This is a genomic window from Kitasatospora sp. NPDC048296 (assembly GCF_043201815.1).
Taxonomy (GTDB): domain Bacteria; phylum Actinomycetota; class Actinomycetes; order Streptomycetales; family Streptomycetaceae; genus Kitasatospora.
On the sequence record NZ_JBICZB010000012.1, the window covers coordinates 86,201 to 104,579 of the forward strand.

Annotated in this window: 13 protein-coding genes; 4 read left to right on the forward strand and 9 right to left on the reverse strand. The window is 72.9% G+C overall.

Annotated features, from left to right (window positions below; genetic code table 11):
- Nucleotides 1-27: 27 nt before the first annotated feature.
- The 5 genes from ACGF12_RS10370 to ACGF12_RS10390 form a co-directional block, all read right to left on the reverse strand.
- On the reverse strand, nt 28-276 hold the full coding sequence (locus ACGF12_RS10370; RefSeq protein ID WP_393027872.1) for a hypothetical protein: 249 nt from the start codon (nt 274-276) through the stop codon (nt 28-30).
- A gap of 209 nt (nt 277-485) precedes the next feature.
- Nucleotides 486-2,201, reverse strand: coding sequence for a murein biosynthesis integral membrane protein MurJ (murJ, locus tag ACGF12_RS10375; protein WP_393027873.1), 1,716 nt, complete (start codon nt 2,199-2,201; stop codon nt 486-488).
- A gap of 20 nt (nt 2,202-2,221) precedes the next feature.
- Nucleotides 2,222-3,325, reverse strand: a complete 1,104-nt coding sequence (locus ACGF12_RS10380; protein ID WP_393027874.1) for a GNAT family N-acetyltransferase — start codon at nt 3,323-3,325, stop codon at nt 2,222-2,224.
- Nucleotides 3,326-3,411: 86 nt separating this feature from the next.
- On the reverse strand, nt 3,412-4,251 hold the full coding sequence (locus tag ACGF12_RS10385) for a polysaccharide deacetylase family protein (protein ID WP_393027875.1): 840 nt from the start codon (nt 4,249-4,251) through the stop codon (nt 3,412-3,414).
- Between the two features lie 392 nt (nt 4,252-4,643).
- Nucleotides 4,644-5,612, reverse strand: coding sequence for an NADP-dependent oxidoreductase (locus ACGF12_RS10390; protein WP_393027876.1), 969 nt, complete (start codon nt 5,610-5,612; stop codon nt 4,644-4,646).
- A 101-nt stretch (nt 5,613-5,713) separates the two neighbouring features.
- On the opposite strand from ACGF12_RS10390, the gene ACGF12_RS10395 reads away from it, so the two are divergent.
- Both ACGF12_RS10395 and ACGF12_RS10400 read left to right on the forward strand, forming a co-directional pair.
- Nucleotides 5,714-6,742 (forward strand): GlxA family transcriptional regulator, encoded by a 1,029-nt coding sequence (locus tag ACGF12_RS10395; RefSeq protein ID WP_393027877.1) that lies wholly within the window; start codon nt 5,714-5,716, stop codon nt 6,740-6,742.
- 376 nt (nt 6,743-7,118) lie between these two features.
- Nucleotides 7,119-7,973 (forward strand): alpha/beta hydrolase, encoded by an 855-nt coding sequence (locus ACGF12_RS10400; protein ID WP_393027878.1) that lies wholly within the window; start codon nt 7,119-7,121, stop codon nt 7,971-7,973.
- Between the two features lie 285 nt (nt 7,974-8,258).
- On the opposite strand, the gene ACGF12_RS10405 is transcribed toward ACGF12_RS10400, so the two are convergent.
- Nucleotides 8,259-8,762, reverse strand: a complete 504-nt coding sequence (locus ACGF12_RS10405; protein ID WP_393027879.1) for a hypothetical protein — start codon at nt 8,760-8,762, stop codon at nt 8,259-8,261.
- A gap of 111 nt (nt 8,763-8,873) precedes the next feature.
- Here ACGF12_RS10405 and ACGF12_RS10410 point away from each other — a divergent pair, with 111 nt between their 5' ends.
- A complete protein-coding gene (locus tag ACGF12_RS10410) occupies nt 8,874-10,481 on the forward strand; it encodes an AMP-binding protein (RefSeq protein WP_393027880.1) in 1,608 nt (535 codons plus the stop codon).
- Between the two features lie 151 nt (nt 10,482-10,632).
- The gene (locus tag ACGF12_RS10415) at nt 10,633-10,815 is read left to right on the forward strand and encodes a hypothetical protein (RefSeq protein ID WP_393027881.1); all 183 of its coding nucleotides are present in this window, start codon (nt 10,633-10,635) and stop codon (nt 10,813-10,815) included.
- A gap of 7 nt (nt 10,816-10,822) precedes the next feature.
- Here the strand turns inward: ACGF12_RS10415 and ACGF12_RS10420 are convergent, their stop codons facing one another.
- The 3 genes from ACGF12_RS10420 to ACGF12_RS10430 all read right to left on the reverse strand — a co-directional run bounded on the left by ACGF12_RS10420 (nt 10,823) and on the right by ACGF12_RS10430 (nt 18,019).
- Nucleotides 10,823-11,812 carry an ABC transporter ATP-binding protein gene (locus ACGF12_RS10420; RefSeq protein WP_393027882.1) on the reverse strand — a complete coding sequence of 330 codons (990 nt, stop codon included), beginning with the start codon at nt 11,810-11,812 and terminating at the stop codon, nt 10,823-10,825.
- Between the two features lie 94 nt (nt 11,813-11,906).
- The gene (locus ACGF12_RS10425; RefSeq protein ID WP_393027883.1) at nt 11,907-14,711 is read right to left on the reverse strand and encodes a hypothetical protein; all 2,805 of its coding nucleotides are present in this window, start codon (nt 14,709-14,711) and stop codon (nt 11,907-11,909) included.
- On the reverse strand, nt 14,708-18,019 hold the full coding sequence (locus ACGF12_RS10430; RefSeq protein ID WP_393027884.1) for an ABC transporter permease: 3,312 nt from the start codon (nt 18,017-18,019) through the stop codon (nt 14,708-14,710). The genes ACGF12_RS10425 and ACGF12_RS10430 overlap by 4 nt, the downstream gene beginning before the upstream one ends.
- Nucleotides 18,020-18,379 lie beyond the last annotated feature (360 nt).

Below are 18,379 nucleotides of genomic sequence, written 5' to 3' on the forward strand. Positions count from 1 at the left end.
TCCATCCTCCCCATCCGCCACCGCGATTCAAGCCCGCTGCTCAAACCCGTCACTCAAGCCCGCTACGAACCGAACCGCCTCCGCCCGCGAACGGGAGACCCCATCGAGCAGCAGCACCGACACCGCCTCCGGCGTCGGCATCGGCCCGCCCACCGCGAACGCCGCCAACAGCCGCCCCAAACCCCGACGGTGCCGGGCGAACACCCGGGCCGAGGCATGCCGCCCACGCGCCCGCTGCCCGTCGAGCGCGGTGTCCGCGCCGACGTCCAACAACACCAGGTGCAGCTCACGTCCCTGCCGCCCGGCCTCCCGCGCGAGCCACCGCCGCATCCACGCCCGGCGCCGGGAGCAACCCCGCACGAGTTCGAATCCCGCGTCCTCCGCCTTCGCCCGTCAGGTCGAACGATGGCCTGGACCGCTCAGCGGTCCAGGCCGTCGTCGTCTCCTGGTCTCGGTTCCGATCTTTGGGCCTCGCTCGCCGCACATCACCGGAGTCCGCGGTCTTCCCTGGCCGAATTCCCGACCCGGGACAGCAACGCATGCCGCAACACCGGGACGCCCAGCAGCCAGGCCGATCCACCGAAGGCCAGGGCCGTCACCGCACCGCCGATCAGAACGGCGACCAGAGGGTCGGAACCCGCAGTGGCCACCGCCAAGGCGGCCGCACCGGCAGCACAGACGGCGGCGGCGGTGAGGCGCCCGAGCACCGAGAGGAGAGCGGGTAGCCTTACCGGAATGCCCCGGCTGCGGAGACGGCCAAGAAGTAGAGCTGCCGTCAGGGTGATTCCAGCGGCATTGCCCGCGGCCAGGCCCGATGCGCCGAATTCGGGTGCGGTGAGGATCCCGATGGCCACGGTGACGGCGAGTCCCGTGCCCATGGCCAGCGCGGGGAACCACCCGGCTCGGTCCGCACCGGCGAGCCTCGACCGGCCGCCGGATGGACAGCGGGCCACGGGCCGAGCTGCGAAGAACGGCCGGGCCACGGCCCCCACCAGGGCCTGGCCGAGCAGTCCGAGACTGTAGATCCGCATCACGGCTGCGCAGGCAGCGGAGTCGGTGGCCGTGAAGGCACCGCGCTGAAACAGCAGCGTGACGAGCTGCGGGGCACAGACCGCCAGGAAGGCGGTCGCGGTGAGTGCGATCCCCGCGACCATCTGGAGGTCCTTCTCGGTACGGTCCCGCGCGTGCTCGACGTCGCCCTTCGCCATGGCCAGCGCCACCACGGGAAGGCTGACCGTGCTGATCATCACCGCCATCGCCATCGGCATCTGGGCGACCTTCTCCGCATAGTTCAGATGCGAGATGGTGCCCGGGTTCAACGGTGACGCCAGGGCTCGCTCGATGTAGACCTGGCACTGGCGGGACAGCGCGAACACCACCACCGGCAGCATCACCTGAAGACCCGGGGCCGCCGCCGGACCGGGTCGGCGGACGGCGCTCCGCAGCCGCCCGAGGCTCAGCGTGAGCCGGCAGCAGTGTCTGCTGAAGGCGGGAAGGACGGCGGCGACCATCAGGAGCCCGCCGACGGCGGTGCCCAGGGCTGTCGCCCGGACTCCCAGGCCGTCGTGTCCCAGCGCCGTCAGGCCCACGATGCCGAGGTTGTAGGCGAGGTAGACGGTGGCGGGCGCGGTGAAATGCTGGTGAGCGCGCAGCCCTGACGCGAGGTAGCCGCTGATGCCGAAGGCCAGGACGGTCAGTGAGGTCAGCCGGGTGCAGGTAACGGCGAGGGGCGGGTCGGGCAGGCCGGGCGCGAGCAGGGCGACAAGAGAGGGCGCACCGAACACGGTGGCGGCGGACACGGCGGCGAGCAGCAGGCACAGCTTCGGCAGGGTGGCGGCGACGAGTACCCGGACCGGGTCGGCGGCCTCTGCGGCCCCGTCCCGGACCGGGTCCGCGGTGGTCGCGGAGGACCGCGAGGCGATCGCCGTGCTGAAGGCCGGCATCATCAGCAGTGGCATCGCGCTGTCGATCAACAGCGGCGCGGCGGTCTCCGGCACGGTCCAGGCCACGAGAAACGCGTCGGTGTCCTCGCTCGCGCCGAAGTAGCGGGCCAGGAGCAGGTCACGACCGAGTCCGAGCAGCGAGGCGACCAGGCTGAGAACCGCGGTCACTCCGAAGGCCCGGACCAGGGGCCGACCCTGCCACGCGGGTTCGTCCTGCGCCGGAGTCCGCTCGGGCGGCGGCGCGGCAGTCCTGGGCACCTCGCGTGATCCCCCGGACATCAGCGCGGTGCGAGGAGCGCGCGCAGCCGCATTCTGACCCGCACCAGCCGGGGCAGGCGGGAACGCGCATGACGCACCGCGGCGGCACGCAGGCGGACCGCGCTGCCGTACACGACGACGGAGACCCTGCCGCCGATGAGCAGGCGGTCGTTGTGAGCCTGTTCAGGCCGCCATCGCTGCTTGTACGGCTCCCTTCCGCGCAGCAGGTTGACCTCACCCCGGCCGGTGCGCACGGCATGCGCGAGGCACTCGGACAGCAACATGCCTGAGATGTCCAGCCGCTCACGTGCCTTCGGGTGCACGCCGTGCAGGTAGAGACCGGTGAAGTCCGACCCGAGGACGGTGAGGTGACAGGCGATCAGCTCACCGTCCAGCCAGTACCGGTGCAGCGCGGCGCGGCCTGTCGCGGTCATGGCCGTGGCCGCGCGGGTCAGGTGAGCGGCGAACCGCTCGCGCAGATGCTCAGGGGTCACCCCGCGGCCGAGCCACTGAAGTTCGTGCAGGCGCAGCAGGTCGGCGACGGCGCCCGGCACCTCGTCCGGCGGGGTCGGACGTACCGTGACTCCCGCGGCGGTGAGCCGACGAAGTTTGGTCCGGGCCCGCTTCGCCGAAGGAGCGGGCAGCCGGGCCAGGATCTCCTCCACCGGGACGCCTGGCAGGTGCTGACAGAGTGAGTCGGGCACTCTGCGTAAGGCACCGGGCCAATGGGCCAATAGTCGGTGGACGGCCCCCGAGGGGCGGACCTCGCGAAGATCGAGCAGGGACCACGGCCGGTGGAGCGGCAGAGCACGGACGAGGAGCGCGGCGACCTCCTCCGCATGGCTGTCGTCCAGGAGGACGTCACCGAAGTCGCTGAGCCCGGCGCCCACCGGCACGAGCCTGGGCAGCGGGAACAGCCGGAGCATCAGCGGAGCGGCACCGACCAGCTGACCGTTCCTGCGCACCAGCACCAGACGCAGCCGGCCGGGCCGGCCGTAGGACTGCCACCAGGAATCCAGCCAGGCATGGCACTGGAACGGGGTCGCCGTGGAGCAGCGGTCCACCAGGTCGTCCCACTCTGCGGCCAGGGCGGACAGGTCGCCGTCGTGCCGATGCTCCGACACCGACCATTCCGACCCGGCGGCCGGAGTCGGCAGTGTCAGGGCCGTGCGCACTCGGCAGGGCTGAGCAGGCGGCGAGGTCGGCCGTGTCACGCGGATGTCCCATCGGTCGGAGCATCCAGGGACCCGGCCGCCCCTGCGCTCGGGCTACGTGTGCCCTGCGGGCCGAGCACACCGGTGGCACCGGACCTATCGGCCTCGCTGAAGCGGGCGGCCACCGCCGTGCGAAGCCCACGCACCAGGTGACGGCCGTGCTTCGCCCGTAGCCGCCAGGAACCGTCGTGATCCCCGACGTAGCAGCGAGGCACGGCCCAGCGTCCGGTCAGCTCGGAATGGTCGATGCCGACCGCGTACCGGTAGCCCGCGCGCCGTACGGCCGAGACCGTTGCTCGGTCGAGGGCACCGTACGGGTAGCAGAAACCGTCCACGGGCCGACCGGTGATCCCTTCGAGGATCTCGCGGCTGGAGACGGTCTCCGCAAGCAGGGCGGCGGCGCCCAGCCCCGGCATCCGCACGTGCGTGAGCCCGTGCGAGCCGATCTCCACTCCCGCATCGGCGAGTTCTCCGACCTGCTCGACAGTGAGCAGTTCCTTGCGCGGCGCACCGGCGTCCCACTCGTTGTGTCCGCCGATCCGTCCGGCCACCACGTAGACCGTGGCGCTGAAGCCATGTCGGGCGAGGACAGGCATGACGTTCCGGGCGAAGTCGGCGTAGCCGTCGTCGAAGGTGAGCCCCACCAAGGAGGCGGCCTCCCCCCGGGCGTGGGCGTGCAGGAGCTCCGCGATGCCGACACCGCGCAGCCCGCGCCCGGCCAGCCAGCTCATCTGCCGGGCGAACCGCTCGGGCATGACCGTCAGCAGGTTCGGATCCTGCTCGTATGCATCCACCGAGTGGTACATCAGGACCCAGGGCGCCTGCCGTGGAGTCACCTGCGGATCACGCACTTCTCCACTGGGCGGAGCAGAGACCATCGAGGTCATCTCCTTTCGGGCGGCGGCGATGCCGGACGACGGCCACCAGTCGCTGATGGCCGGTCAGGCGAAGGACGGGAAAGCCATTTGCCGCACCTGCGCTGAGACGAGGCCGCACGGCGATCGGCACCGCCGCACAACGTAGCGCGGAGCCGATCGACCACCGCACCCACGAATGCCGGGCTCACTCGTACGCCGGAGACTTTCGCCCATCCGGAGGACCGCGCGGGCTCGGGCCGCGGTGCCACACGGGGGTCGCCTTGCTCCCGAAGGGGTAGCCGTGCTCAAGACACCCGTGCTCGTTCCCCGGCCGCTGCGGCTCGCCTCCGGCGACCCGGGCCTCGATCGACTCAGTCGACGGTGAGCACCAACTTCCCCGTGACCCGCCCGGATTCGCCGAGTTCGTGGGCCTTGGCGGCGTCCGCCAGCGGGAAGACGGCGTCGACGTGGACCTTCAGCCTGCCGGTCTCGACCAGCTCCGTGACGGCCAGCAGCGCACGCCGGTCGGGCTCGACCAGCATGAAGCCCGAGCGGATCGAGCGCGCGGCCGCGGCCGAGGCGAGCTCGCCGGTCTCGCGGGCCGGGAGGGTGATCAACGTGCCGCCGTCCCGCAGCACCGACAGCGAGCGCTCCTGGTAGTCCCCGGCGATCGGGTCGATCACCACATCCACGTCGGAGACCACCGAGGCGAAGTCGACCGCCGTGTAGTCGATCACCTCGTCCGCACCCAGCCCCCGCACGAACTCGTGCTTGCCCGCGCTGGCCGTGCCGATGACGTACGCGCCGTACGCCTTGGCGATCTGCACCGCCAGGTGCCCCACGCCACCCGCCGCGGCGTGCACCAGGACCCGCTGCCCCTCGCGCAGGGCCGCCGTGTCCACCAGGGCCTGCCAGGCCGTCAGCGCGGCCAGTGGCAGGGCGGCCGCCCGCACATGGTCGAGCCCGGCCGGCTTGGGGGCGAAGTGGCGTGCCGGGGCGGCCACGTACTGCGCGTAGCCGCCGACCATCCGCGGGAAGCCCGGCATGCCGTACACCTCGTCACCCGGCCGGAAGATCGTCACGCCGAGGCCGACGGCCTCCACCACACCCGAGACGTCCCACCCCACGACGCCGTCACCGGGGACGAACAGGGCACCGACCGACCGGGTCTTCCAGTCCACCGGGTTGACGCCGGCCGCGTGCACCCGGACCAGGATCTCCGTCGGACCGGGTACCGGCCGCTCCCGCTCCACGACCTTCAGGACCTCCGGCCCGCCCGGCTCCTCGAAGGCCACGGCCGTCATCTTCTGCGCCGTGTTCTGCGTCGTGTTCTGTGCCATTCGGAATCACTCCCCGTCTCGTTCGCGGCTGATCCACAGCCTGCCGCCGCCGATCAATCGAAACGAGTGGCCAGATCGCCAATGAGTGAGAGAATCCGGCCATGCAGCAGGCCGTGCACCGCGTCGTCGTCCTCGCCCTCCCCGGCGTCATCCCCTTCGAACTCGGCATCCCCGCGAAGGCCTTCGGCCTCGCCCGCGACCGGGACCGCAATCGGCTCTACGAAGTGGTCACCTGCACCCCGGACGGCCGGCCGGTGCACACCAGCGAGGACTTCTCGATCACCGTCGAGCACGACGCGAGCGTGATCGCCACCGCGGACACCCTGATCGTGCCGGCCATCGACGACCCGGTCGGCGGCAGCGACCCGCTCCCCGAGCCGGTCGCCGCCGCTCTGGCCCGGCTCCGGCCCGGCACCCGCGTGGTGTCGATCTGCACGGCCTCCTTCGTCCTCGCCGCCGCCGGACTGCTCGACGGCCGGCCCGCCACCACGCACTGGTTCCACGCCGAGCGCTTCCGCGAGCTGTACCCGCGGACCCCGCTCGACCCCGACGTGCTGTACGTGGACGACGACGACGTCCTCACCTCGGCCGGCGCCGCCGCCGGAATGGACCTGTGCCTGCACCTGATCCGCCGCGACCACGGCAGCGAGATCGCCAACCGGGTCGCCCGCCTGTGCGTCGTCCCGCCGTGGCGTGACGGCGGCCAGGCGCAGTACATCGCCCGGCCCGTCCCCGCTGCCACCGGCAGCGACACCGCCGGCGCGCGCGAGTGGGCCCTTGGGCAGCTCCACCGGCCCATCCAGCTCGCCGAGTTGGCCACCCAGGCGGGCATGAGCGTGCGCACCTTCAGCCGCCGTTTCCTCGCCGAGACCGGCCAGACCCCAGGCCAGTGGCTCACCACCCAGCGGCTCGAACTCGCCCGCGGGCTGCTGGAGTCCAGCGACCTGCCGGTGGACCGGGTCGCCGAGCACGCAGGGTTCGGCAGCGCCTCCTCGCTGCGCCAGCACCTGGCCGCCACGATCGGCGTCTCACCAGCCGCGTACCGCCGCACCTTCCAGGGCCGGCAGCGCGAACCGGCCGGCCGCCACCGCGATCCGGCACGGGGCCCCGCACCGGTAGCCACGGGGTGACGCCCTCGCGACCGAGGGCGGGGACGCACCGTCCCACGAGACCGAGGCCCGCTCTTCGCGAACGTCCGCGCAAGTGTCCTGCGCCATCGAACCTTGATCATTGCCACCGAACCTCGATGATCGTTAGGTTTGCGCCATCGAAGTTTGAGTCGCATGGGGTGCCCATGCGTCGGGGGTGACGGTGGGGAACTTGCGGGTGGGTACGCGGATTCGGCTGTTGGGGCGTTTGATCGTGGCTCCTTCGAAGGCAGCGTCCGGGTTCGACGACGCCCGCTCCGGTCCTGCTGGGACGTCCGGTCCGAGCAGGTGACTGCGGGCCGGGACCAGCGACGCGCGTGCCGCCGATGCCGCAGGACGCCAGAAAGTGAGTAGACAGATGCAACCGACGTTCGTACTGGTTCACGGAGCCTTTTCGAACTCCTTCTCATTCGCACCACTCCAGGCCGAACTCGGCCTCCTCGGACACCGTTCGGTCGCCGTCGACCTGCCCGGCCATGGTTTCGAGGCGACCTACACGCGTGCCTACCAGGCGCCACAGGATCTCGAAGGGCTCGCCACGGCACCCGGCTCGATCAAGGGCGTCACGCTCGCCGACAATGCCGCGCACCTGATCGGGATCCTCGAAAGGGCCAAGCAGAACGGGCCGGTGATCCTCGTCTCCCACAGCCGCGGCGGCGTCACGGCCACCGCGGCAGCCAACGCACGGCCCGACCTGATCGACCGCATCGTTTACGTCTCGGCTTGGTGCCCTGTCGATCTCGACGTCAACGACTACTACGCCGAGCCGGAGATGGCCACGGTTGACGCCGCTTCCCTGGGCCTGGCGCTGGCCGGCAACCCGGCCGAACTCGGTCTGCTCCGCGTCAACTTCCGCACCGCGAATCCGGACGCCCTCGCGGCCTTCAAGGCGGCCTTCCTCGCTGATGGCACCGACGAGGAGTTCCTGACCTTCCTGAACACCTTCCAGCCCGACGAGAACCTGGACTTCGGCACCTCCGCCGACCGGGCACAGGCCGAGACCTGGGGCCGCATCCCGAAGACCTACGTCCGCTTGGCCGGCGACACGAGCCTGCCGCTCGCCATACAGGACCGGCTGATCCGCGAGGGCAACGCGCTGACGCCGGACAACCCGTACGACGTCCGCACCCTTGAGGGCAGTCACCTGAAGTGGCTGGTCGACCCGGCAGCAGCGGCCCGAGTCCTGGGTGAACTCGCAGCGCTGGCGGGATAGCCGGGAGGCAGGAAGAGCACGGCCCGGTGGCGACACCAAGGCCACGGCGGCCCCTGCCGCCGTGGCCGGCTCAGAGTTCGATGACACGTCGACCGGCATCGGCCTGAACGACGGACTCGACGTCGTGGTCGCAGCCGCGTCTCACGGAGCCGGCGACCGCGAGGGCGCCGCTGACGCGAGTCTCGACACCTGCCGTCACCGAGCCCGACGAGCCCGGCACGTCGGCTCATGGCTCCTGGACGACTGACGCGCGGCCGGCGCTGAAGTCTGCGACACGGGTGGACCTCAGGGCAGTTGCGCGCGGATCTCGTTCCAGGCGAGCAGGCGGGTCTTGGTCGGGCCGGCCGGGAGGAGGGGCAGCAAGGTGGCGAGGTGGGTGGTCAAGTTCTTGTGGCGGCGCAGTTCGCCGATGCGCTCGACCGGGAGATCGCGCCGGCCCTCGGCGAGGGCGGCCGCCTCGGAGGGGTGGAGGGCGAGGGCCGCGAGGGTGTCGGCGGCGAGCGCTTCCGGGTGCCACTCGGGTTCGTCGCCGGGGCCGAGACGGGTGATCACCCAGGTGCGCAGCATGAACTCCTGTTGGCGCCGGCCGGCCTCGCCCCAGGGGCCGTCGCCGCGCGTCCGGCGGTTGGCGGCCAGTGACAGGTGGGCCCAGCGCAGGCGGGCGGGGTCGGGTTCGTCGTCCTGGTAGACGTGGAGTTGGGCGATCTGCCGGATCCGTTCCAGCTCGTGGCTGCCGGTCTCCGCCCGGGCGGCGCGCTGTTCGAGTTCCGCTATCGACCCTTCGCCCACGGGCCCTCGCCTCCGCTGCCGCTCCGTTACCGATGTGACCACGAAGGACCGTAGCGCACTCGCGGTGCCGGTACCCACTAGGCTGACGCACCGTCAGACGGGAGAGTGGGCATGACAGAGGCAGGTCCGACGTACACCGGACTGGTACTGGACGGGCTGGCGCGGGAGCCGGGGCAGGTGGCGCTGCGGTGCGGGGGCGAGACGCTGACCGGGCAGGACTGCCTGGAGGCGGTGTTCCGGACGGCCCGCACGCTGGAGCGCGCGGGGCTGGGGCGCGGGGACGGGGTGACGGTACTGGCCGGGAACCGGCCGGAGGCGCTGTTGGTGCGGCTGGCCGCGAACCTGATCGGGTGCCGGGTGGCGATGCCGTACCCGGACAGCCCGGTCTCCGAGCTCGTGGCCCTGGCGGAGTTCGTCGAGACGACGGCCCTGGTGTTCGACCCGTCGACCTGCTCCACCGCGGCCGGCGCGATCGCGCGGGCGCTTCCGTCCGCCGGGGTGTTCGCCCTCGGCCCGACGGCGCTCGGCGTGGACCTGCCGGAACTCGCCGCGGCCTGCTCGCCCGCGCCGCTGGAGCCCCGCTACCGGCCCGAGGACGTGATGGCCGTGCGGTTCACCAGCGGCACCACGGGGCGGCCGAAGGGCGTGCTGCAGCGCTTCGCGCGCCCACCACGGCCCGCGCTGCCGTCCGGGGCGTCCTTCCTGCTCTGCACTCCGCTCTGCCACGACGGCGGTACGACGGCGGACTTCGCGCTGGCGGCGGGCGGCACGGTGGTGCTGCAGGAGGGCTTCGACGCCGCCGAGGTGTTGGCGGCGATCGAGCGGTACCGGGTGTCCCGGGTACACGTGTCGCCGCACCTGCTCCACGCGCTGCTGGACCACCCGCTGCTGGCCGCGACCGACACCGGCAGTCTGCGCCGGGTCGGCTACACCGGCTGCCCGCCCTCGCCGCGGCGGCTGGCGGAGGCGACCCGGCGGCTGGGCCGGGTGCTGCACCAGACCTACAGCCTGACAGAGTGCGGTCCGGTCTCCCGGCTGAGCCCGGACGAACACCTCGCGCCGCGGCTGCTGACCACCGCCGGGCGTCCGTACCAGGACACCGAGGTGCGGGTCCTGGACGAGGAGGGCGCGCCGTTGCCGCCGGGCCGCACCGGAGAGATCTGCGTGCGCACCCCGACCGCGATGGCCGGCTACTGGCGCGACCCGGAGCTGACCGAGCGGGTGCTGCGGGACGGCTGGCTGCACACCGGTGACCTGGGCAGTCTGGACGCAGCCGGCTATCTGACGGTGGCCGGGCGGCGGGACCCGGTGGCGATCATCGAGGGGCACAATGTGTTCCCCCTGGAGGTCGAGGAAACCCTGCGGATGCATCCGGACGTCCGCGAGGCGGTGATGTTCACGACCGCCGACCCGGACCGCCTGGGGCGGGTGCACGCCGCGGTGGCCCTCGCCCCGGGCGCGCGGGTGACGGCGGAGCAACTGCGCCGCTGGGTGGCCGAGCGCGGGGACCCCCGGTGCGCTCCGGACGCCGTCCTGCTCCTTCCGGCGATCCCGCTGAACGGCCTGGGCAAGCCGGACCTGCCCACGCTCCGCGCCCTGGCGGCCGAACGGATCGGACGGCCCGAAGGGCCCGGACGGCCCGGACGGCCCGGACCGCCCGGACAGTCCGGACAGTCCGGACGGCCGGTCAGCGCCACAGGGGCGCGCGAGGGGGTGTGACGCGCCCGGCCAACGCTTCGAGCGCCCGCGCGGGCGACCTCTCGCGCGGTGGTCGGCGGGAAGAACCGACCATGGGCACTCGACCGTGCGGGCCGAACTGCCGATACGTCCCCGGCGGCGTTCCCTCGCACCGTCTCCAGGAGGCACATCCTTGACCTGGCTACGCGTCCTCACCGCACTGGGCATCCTCGCTGTGGCGGCCAGTGCCGTGCTCGTCTTCGCCCGCTGCACCGCCACCTCCCGAGGGGGTCGTGGCGCCGGGGCCGCGCCGCCCGACCTCCGGAGGGACGCCGAGAGCAGCGGCCTCTTCCATCGGACGGGCGGAGACTGCTGAGGCCGGGTCAGTGACCGGCGAGGTCGTCCGGCCGGACCTCGATGTGATCGGCCGCGAGGTCGACCGCCACCCGGTGCTCCATCCCGAGCGCCTCCAGGAACTTGACCGGCAGCTGGACCCGCCCGGTACGGTCCAGCATCACGTACTCGCGTTCGTTGATCGACTCCTCGCCGTGCTCGTCCGTCACGGTGCGACGCAGCACCTCGCTGCTGGTCCGCCCGTCCCGGATGGCGACCGTGCGGCGCACCTCGCCCGCGACCATCGGGTCGTGGGTGACGATGACGACGGTGGCGCCGAGTTCCCGGTTGACGGTGCGGAAGGCCTCGAAGATCACCGAGCCGGACTCGGAGTCCAGCTCACCGGTCGGCTCGTCGGCGAGCAGCACCGGCGGGTTGTTGGCCATCGCCACCGCGATCGCGACCCGTTGCTGCTGGCCGCCGGACAGCTCGTTGGGGCGCCGGTGGGCGAGGTCCCCGATCTCCAGCGCCTCCATCAACTCGGCCACCCGGCCGGCCCGTTGCTTCGATCCCCCGGCCCCGGAGCGGCGGCCGCGCAGCTGCATCGGCAGGGCGATGTTCTCGGCGGCGGTCAGGAAGGGCAGCAGGTTGCGGGCGGTCTGCTGCCAGATGAAGCCGACCACCTCGCGCCGGTAGCGCAGCCGCTCCTTGGTGGACATCTCCAGCAGGTCGCAGCCGGCCACGGTGGCGGTGCCGGCCGTCGGCACGTCCAGCCCGGCGAGGATGGTGAGCAGGGTGGACTTGCCGCTGCCGGAAGCGCCGACCAGGGCCACCAGGTCCCCCTGCTGGATGGTCAGTTCCAGTCCCTGCAGCGCCTGGACCTCGATCCCCTCGGCGCTGAAGATCCGCACCAACCGGTCGCAGACGATGGCCGCGCCCGCTCCGTACGCCGTGGGCGAGGCGGCGGCGAGCGCCCGCTGCCGGAGCTCCTGCAGGCTGGGGGCCTCGACGGCCGGCCGCTCCTGGGCGCTGCTGTTCACCGCTGGTCTCCTGTCTCGACGGTCTGGCTGGTCCCGGCTGTCTGCCGACTTCCGGTGGTCTCCACTGTCACGGCCCGTGCCGCTGGTCCCGGCGTCATGACTGCTCCCCCGCCCGCAGTTCGGTGGCGATCTGGCGCCGACCGGCGACCAGCGTCTCCAGCACCACCCCGAAGCCGACCAGCACGCCCAGGCCCACCGTGGGCAGCAGCACCGGCATCAGTGTGGGGCTGATGGCGTCCCCGACCCTGGCCCCGACCAGCGTCGAGATGTCGAAGGCGCCGCCCAGCAGGGCGACTGCCGCGACCGCGACCAGACCACCACCGACGGTCGCCGCCAGGGTCTGCGGCAGCGCCTCGGCGACGATCAGCGCCAGCCCCTGGCGGGGCCGCAGTCCCATGGTGCGCAGCCGGGCGAGCAGCGCCGTACGGTCGGGCGCGGCCCGGAACAGCGTCAGCAGGACGGCGAGCAGGGCGAACCCGGCGCCGGCGGCGGCCGCGTACCAGAACAGCCGTCCGGCGGCGTGCTGCAGCGGGTCGTCGGCGAGTTGGGCGGCCAGTTCCCGGCTGCTGTGCACCGTGTACCCCGCGGGCAGGCCGTGGGTGTCCTTGCCGGCGGCCGCAGCGTCGTCCGCGATCAGCTTGGCCAGACCGACCGGCTGGGCCCCGCCGTTCTCCCGCAGGACCGTCCTGACCCCTTCAGGGTCCACATCGCCGACGGCGAACCACTCGTTCACCCGCTTGGCGTCCGGCAGTCGCTCCCAGGCGGGGCCAGCGGGAACGACGACGAACGGCTTGCCCGGGTCCGGCAGCGCGGGGGTGGCGCCGACCGTCCCGGCGACGGTGAGGCGCAGGTCATTGCCATTGGGCGTGCGCACCTGGGACGACCCTGCGGCGAGACGCTTGGCCAGGTCGCGGCTGACCAGGGCGGGCACCGGGGTGTCCCGGCCGCCGGACGTCCCGGCCAGCTTCGCCGGATCGAACTCGTCGGCTCCGAGGGTCCGGGCGATCTCGGCGTACGCCGCCGGATCGACCACCATCACCAGGTAGGCCTCGGTGTAGTTCCGGTCGGCGTCGACGATGCGGGCCCTGGGCTCGACCCAGACCGCGGTCGAGGCCCGGACGCCCGGCAGCTCGCCGGCGGCCTTGGTGAACGACTCGGTCAGGTTGGCGTAGCCCGGGAGGGAGACGCCGATGTCCCCGCCCGTCGCGATGCGCGCGGCGCGGGTCCGCACGTGATCGACGGTGTCGAGCACGGTGGCGCCGAAGCCGGTCGCGGTGACGGCGATCAGCAGGGCGAGCAGCGGCAGCACGGAGGGCTTGCGGCGTCCCGAGCTGTCGCGGGCGGCCCGGGCCAGGCCGAGGAAGCAGATCAGGCCACGGCCCCGGCCGGCGAGGGCGGCCAGCCAGCCGACCACCACCGGCTCGATCCGGGCCAGCAACAACCCGCCGGTGACGGCGAGCAGGAGCGGGGCGGCGACCAGCAGCGGATCCAGCCCGGCGCCGGTGCCGACGCCCCGGCGCCGGACCTCCGCCACGGCCGCGACGGTGACCGCCAGGACGGCGAGTTCGCCGACCAGTCGGCCACCGGCCGCCGGCCCGCGCGCCCACAGCAGGGCCGCACGGGCCGGGAAGGCCAGCAGGGCGATCAGCGTCGCGACCAGGGCCGCCAGCACCGAACGCTCCCACCGGGGGGCGGGCAGCAGCACCAGGGCGAGGGCCGTTCCGAGTACGGCGGCCGGCAGGACGGTGACCGCACCCTCGCCGATCAACCGTCGCAGCACCCCGGCAAGGGAACCGCCGCGGGCCCGGAGCAGCCGGATCTCGGCGGTGCGCCGGTCGGTGGTGAGGGCCGCGGCCAGGAACAGCACCACGGTGGCCACGCCCGCTACGCCGGCCGGACCGATCGCGCTGAGCGGCAGCGAGGCCCGGTAGCGCTCGTCCGCCCGGGTGAGGATGTCGGGCAGGTTCGAGCTGGTGTGCAGGTCGGCGCGCCCGGTCGAGCCGGCCAGGGCGGTGGCGTCGTGCCCGGTCAGGAAGGAGCTGATGACGCTGCGGGTGCGGTCGAGCTGGTCGGCGCGCAGCGAGGCGGTGTCGACGGGCAGTCGCCAGAAGTTCTCGCCGCCCGAGCCCCAGCGGGCCATCGCGGGCAGGCTGCCGCCGTCGACGAATCCGCTGGTCATCCAGTGCTCGTGCTCGGGGGTGGTGTCCAGGCAGGCGCGGGCCGGGCAGCCGAGGTTGTCCCAGAACGGATCCAGCGGGTCGTTGAGTTGGTAGAAGCCGACCACCACGGTGGTCCGCTTGGCGCCCGAGCCCTCGACGCCGTTGTCGATGACGTCACCGAGCTTGATGTGGATGGTCTCGGCGCCCTTCTTGCTGATCACGATCGGCAGCGGACCGCCGACGCCCCCGCGGGTCGGCCAGGTGCCGTCGGTGAGGGTGGCCCTGGCGGCCAGATCGTGCAGGTAGAGCAGGCCGAGGGCCGGGTCGGTTTGTTTCTCCGCGAAACGGAGGTACTCCGGATTGCCCATGCCGCGGTAGCCCAGGGCGCGGGCGCCGTAGGCCTCACCCGACCGGGCCAGCGTCAGGTCTCGGCCGACCGTCCCGTCCAGGTTCTGCTGCACCCGGTCGAGCTTGACCGCTTCGTCGTCGTCGAGGACCTTGGAGGTGGTCTGCAGGCTGGTCGAGTTGAGACCCTTCTGGCTGACGAAGTCCTGGAGCGCCGCGTCCGCGCCCCGGTCCGCGATGCGGGGGAAGGCCGCCGCCAGGAAGACGGTGACGAACGCGAGGGCCGCCATGAGCAGCGCGGCCAGCGGGTTCGCCCGCAGCCTGGTGCTGACCCAGCGCGCGGGGCGGTGGGCGGCGTCGGGGGTGGGCACACGGGTGCCGGCCTGGGTGGTCACATCTCCTCCACGTGGCGCAGCCGGTTGGCCACGTCTCGACGGCGGCGTCCGATGAGGAAGGCCGACAGCAGCGGGGCGACGGCGATCGCGGCCGCGAACAGCAGGGCCTGGCCGACGGGCAGGTCGATCAGGGCCCCGGGTACCGGTGGGCGGGCGGCGGGCGTCAGGACGACGAACGGGACGATCAGGTGGACGAGCAGGGCGCCGAGGGCGAGCCCGACGGTCCCGCCGAGTCCGACCAGCAGCGCCTGTTCGGCCGCGACGGTGCGGGTCACCTGCTTGCGCGGCGCGCCCAGGGCGAGCAGCAGCGCGGAGTCCCGGGCGCGCTCGTGGGCGGAGCCGGCCACGGCGGCGACGAAGCCGATCGCGGCGAGCACGGCGGTGACGAGCGCGATGGCCATCAGCGCGTTCTGCGGGGCGGCGCCCACCGGGTCACTGAGCAGACCCTCGGAGACCTCGTCGTAGAGCTGGACGTCCTGGGAGCCGGGGGCGGCCCGCATGGCGGCGGCCAGCTCGGCCGGAGCGCGGTCGCCCGGCCCGGTGGCCGGCAGCCACCACTCGGTGTGACTGGGCAGGGTACGACCCTGGGCGGCCAGCAGCCGCGCGGTGGTGGCCAGGTCGACGACCAGTGCGTTGCGACCGGTCGCCGGCACGGCCTGGACCACCCCGGTGATCTTGACCTGGACGACGGCCCCAGCGAACGGCACCCGGAGGACGTCGCCGACCGAGCCGCCGACGAGCTTCAGGTAGTCCTGGGTGGCGACGCCGGTCACGACGCTCGGCGCCTCCACGCCCGCGATGCCGAGGACGGCCCGCAGGGAGACCTTCGCCGAGGCGTAGTCGACGGTGAACAGCCGCCCGGCGTCGGCCGGTTCGGGCCCTACGGTGACCGGCGGCGCGGCCCCGCCCGGGAGTCCCGGCCCGTCGACCACGTCCCCCTTCCAGGAGAGGCCGGCCGGCACCGGAACGTCGGTCGCGGGCCCGTCCGCGCTGTCCGAGACGGCCAGCCGACCGACGGTCACCTCACCCACGACCCGGTCGCTGAACGAGACGGTCGCCCCGACCAGGGTCAGCGGTGCGGCGACGGAGCCCACCGGGGCGTCGACCAGCGTGTTCAGCGGGGCCGAGGCGCGCTGCTCGCCGCTGACCGGGAGGTCGGCGAACGGGGCCTTGTGGACGTAACCGAAGCGGTCCCGCAGCAGCAGCGTCACCTCCGGCGGGGACGGGACCGGCGGGTGCAGGCTGTTGTTGTCGAACACCTGCCGGATGGCCAGGTCGGCGTCGATCCGCAGCGGGTGGCCGGGCAGCGTGACGCCTGCCTTCGCGCCGGTCGGCGCCGGCTGGGCGAGCGTGCCGAACACCTTCGCCCGGTCGACCCCGCCGAGCAGGTCGTCGCGGTACGGGACGCGGTCGGCGAGGGCGGCGGAATCCACCGCGAGCACCTGCCCGTTGCCGTTCGGCAGAGCCTGGTCCTCGCGGTCCACCGGGATCAGCCGGTCGCCGCCGGGCAGTGCGCCGAAGTGACCGCCCTGGCCCATCAGCGCGGTGTGCGAGGCGGAGATGCGCAGGCCGCCTGCCGTGTTGAAGGACGCCTGGTCGTACTGCGAGGCGGTCCAGGTGGCGTGCTGGCCGAGCGCGAGCACTCCGGTGGCAACGGCCATCACCAGCAGCAGCACGGGCCCGGTGGCCCTGGCGGGCTGACGGGCCAGCTGCCAGCCGACCATGGCCGGGCCGAGGCCGCTGCCCCGGGCGGCGACCCGGGCGCCCAGCCGGGCGACCAGGGGCAGCAGCCGCAGCACCACCAGGGTGCCCGCGCACAGCGCCAGGGTGGGGGTGGCGACCAGCAGCGGGTCGACACCGAGCCGGCCGGAGGAGTCGGTGGACAGTCCCCCGCCGTACTGGTCGAGCTGCTGGTAGGCGAGCACGGCCAGGGCCAGCACGGCGAGGTCGCCGCCGTTGCGGGCGATGCCGGAGACCAGGGCCTGGCGGCGGCCGCCGCGCAGGCGCAGGGCGGCACCGGCACCACGCAGCAGGCTCGGGGCGGTGGCCAGCAGGATGCAGGCGAGGGCGCAGAGCACGGCCACCGGCCAGAGCGTCCAGCCGACGGCGGTGTCCAGGACCACCTGGTGGGAGCGCCCGAGACCGGCCAGGACGCGGACCAGGAAGGGGGTGAGCAGGGGCGCGAACGCCGCCGCCGGGATGGCGAGCAGCACCAGCTCCAGGGCGGTGAGGCCGCCGAGCCGGATGCCGGAGGCGCCGCGGGCGGCGAGCAGCTCGTTCTCCCGCTCCTGGCGGGCTGAGATCAGCCGGACGACCAGCAGCAGGGCTGCCGCCGCGAGGACGGCGAGTTGAAGGGCGCCGATCAGCAGGGTGGACCGGGCGACCATCAGGCTGGCCGACAACTCGCTCACGACGTCCGGAAGTTCCGTCACGGCAGCGAGTGACGCGGCCTTCCGCAGATCCTCGCCCAGGCCCTTGGCGCGGTCGCCGATGGCCTGGGCCGTGTCCTGGTCGACGCCCGCGAAGTCCGCGTCGAGCAGCCAGCCGCGGCTGCTCTGCGGCAGGCCGCCCGCGATGAAGACGCTCTGGTCGACCATCATCGGGCCGAAGGTGGTGAAACCGCCGACCTCGACCTCGTGGCCGCCGACCGGGTCGATCCGCCAGTACGGGTCGGCGGGGTCGGTGGCCCGGTAGGCGCCGGTGACCCGGACTGTCAGCGGGTTGCCGCCGAGCCGGTCGGTGAGCTGGACGTCGGCGGGCAGCGCCTGTTCGCCGATGCCCAACCGGGTCAGCATGCTCTGCGGCACGGCGACCTGCGGGGCGGTGGACTGGACCGGCCCGGCGGCGACTCCCGGCCAGGCGCCGGCGACCAGGTGGGCCCGGCCGCGGTCGACGTCGGCGAGGACCGTCAGGTCGACCTTGGCGTTGGCCGCCGACTGGCCGGCTGAAGCGGCATCACCGCTCGTACCTGCCGCACCCGCTGTGGCCCCGGCGCCCGGCAGGCCGTAGGAGCGACTGCGCAGCAGGCTGTCGGTGCGCACGGGCAGGCTGCCGAAGAGCTTCTGCCGGTAGGCGGCGAGCGCCTCCTCGTCCTTGGCCCGCTGGTCCAGCCCGTGTTCGGCGGTCACCACCACCGTGGTCCGGGCATGACCGGGTCCTTGGAGCGCCTGCCGCAGGCCGGCCTGGCCGACACCGCTGTTGAAGGTCACCAAGGCGGTCAGGACCGCCGTGGTGATCAGCACCGTCAACAGGACGGCAGCAGCCAGCGGCAGTCGCCCGCGCAGTCTGCGCACGACGAAGCCGAGCATCGAATTCCTCCCCCGGTCGCGTCCCCAGTCGCACCCTGGCCCCACCCGTCGGTCCGATCCAGACACAAAACGGCCACAGATGGACACCCCGCGGGCACACCGGCGCAGTGATCACCGGCAATCGATCGCCGGATAGCGGACGATGCTGTCAGATTCGATCCAGGAACGGAAGGGACTTGCGCGAATCAAGTAAGTAATGAGCAAATTCCTTGCATTGGTAGCATCCCTGCCGGGGGCAAGGCGCCAAAATGCCATGCACACTTCACAGCTTCGGCCTCACCACACTCCTTTGACCAGGGAACTTCTCTTTCTCGAATTTCCACTCGGGATCGTGAACCCGCGAAACCATCGCATCCGTTG

Coding starts and splice junctions, on each gene's coding strand:
- ACGF12_RS10390 (WP_393027876.1), bottom strand. CDS start 5,612: ATGGCACAGAACACGACGCAGAACACGGCGCAGAAGATGACGGCCGTG.
- ACGF12_RS10395 (WP_393027877.1), top strand. CDS start 5,714: ATGCAGCAGGCCGTGCACCGCGTCGTCGTCCTCGCCCTCCCCGGCGTC.
- ACGF12_RS10410 (WP_393027880.1), top strand. CDS start 8,874: ATGACAGAGGCAGGTCCGACGTACACCGGACTGGTACTGGACGGGCTG.
- ACGF12_RS10430 (WP_393027884.1), bottom strand. CDS start 18,019: ATGCTCGGCTTCGTCGTGCGCAGACTGCGCGGGCGACTGCCGCTGGCT.
- ACGF12_RS10400 (WP_393027878.1), top strand. CDS start 7,119: ATGCAACCGACGTTCGTACTGGTTCACGGAGCCTTTTCGAACTCCTTC.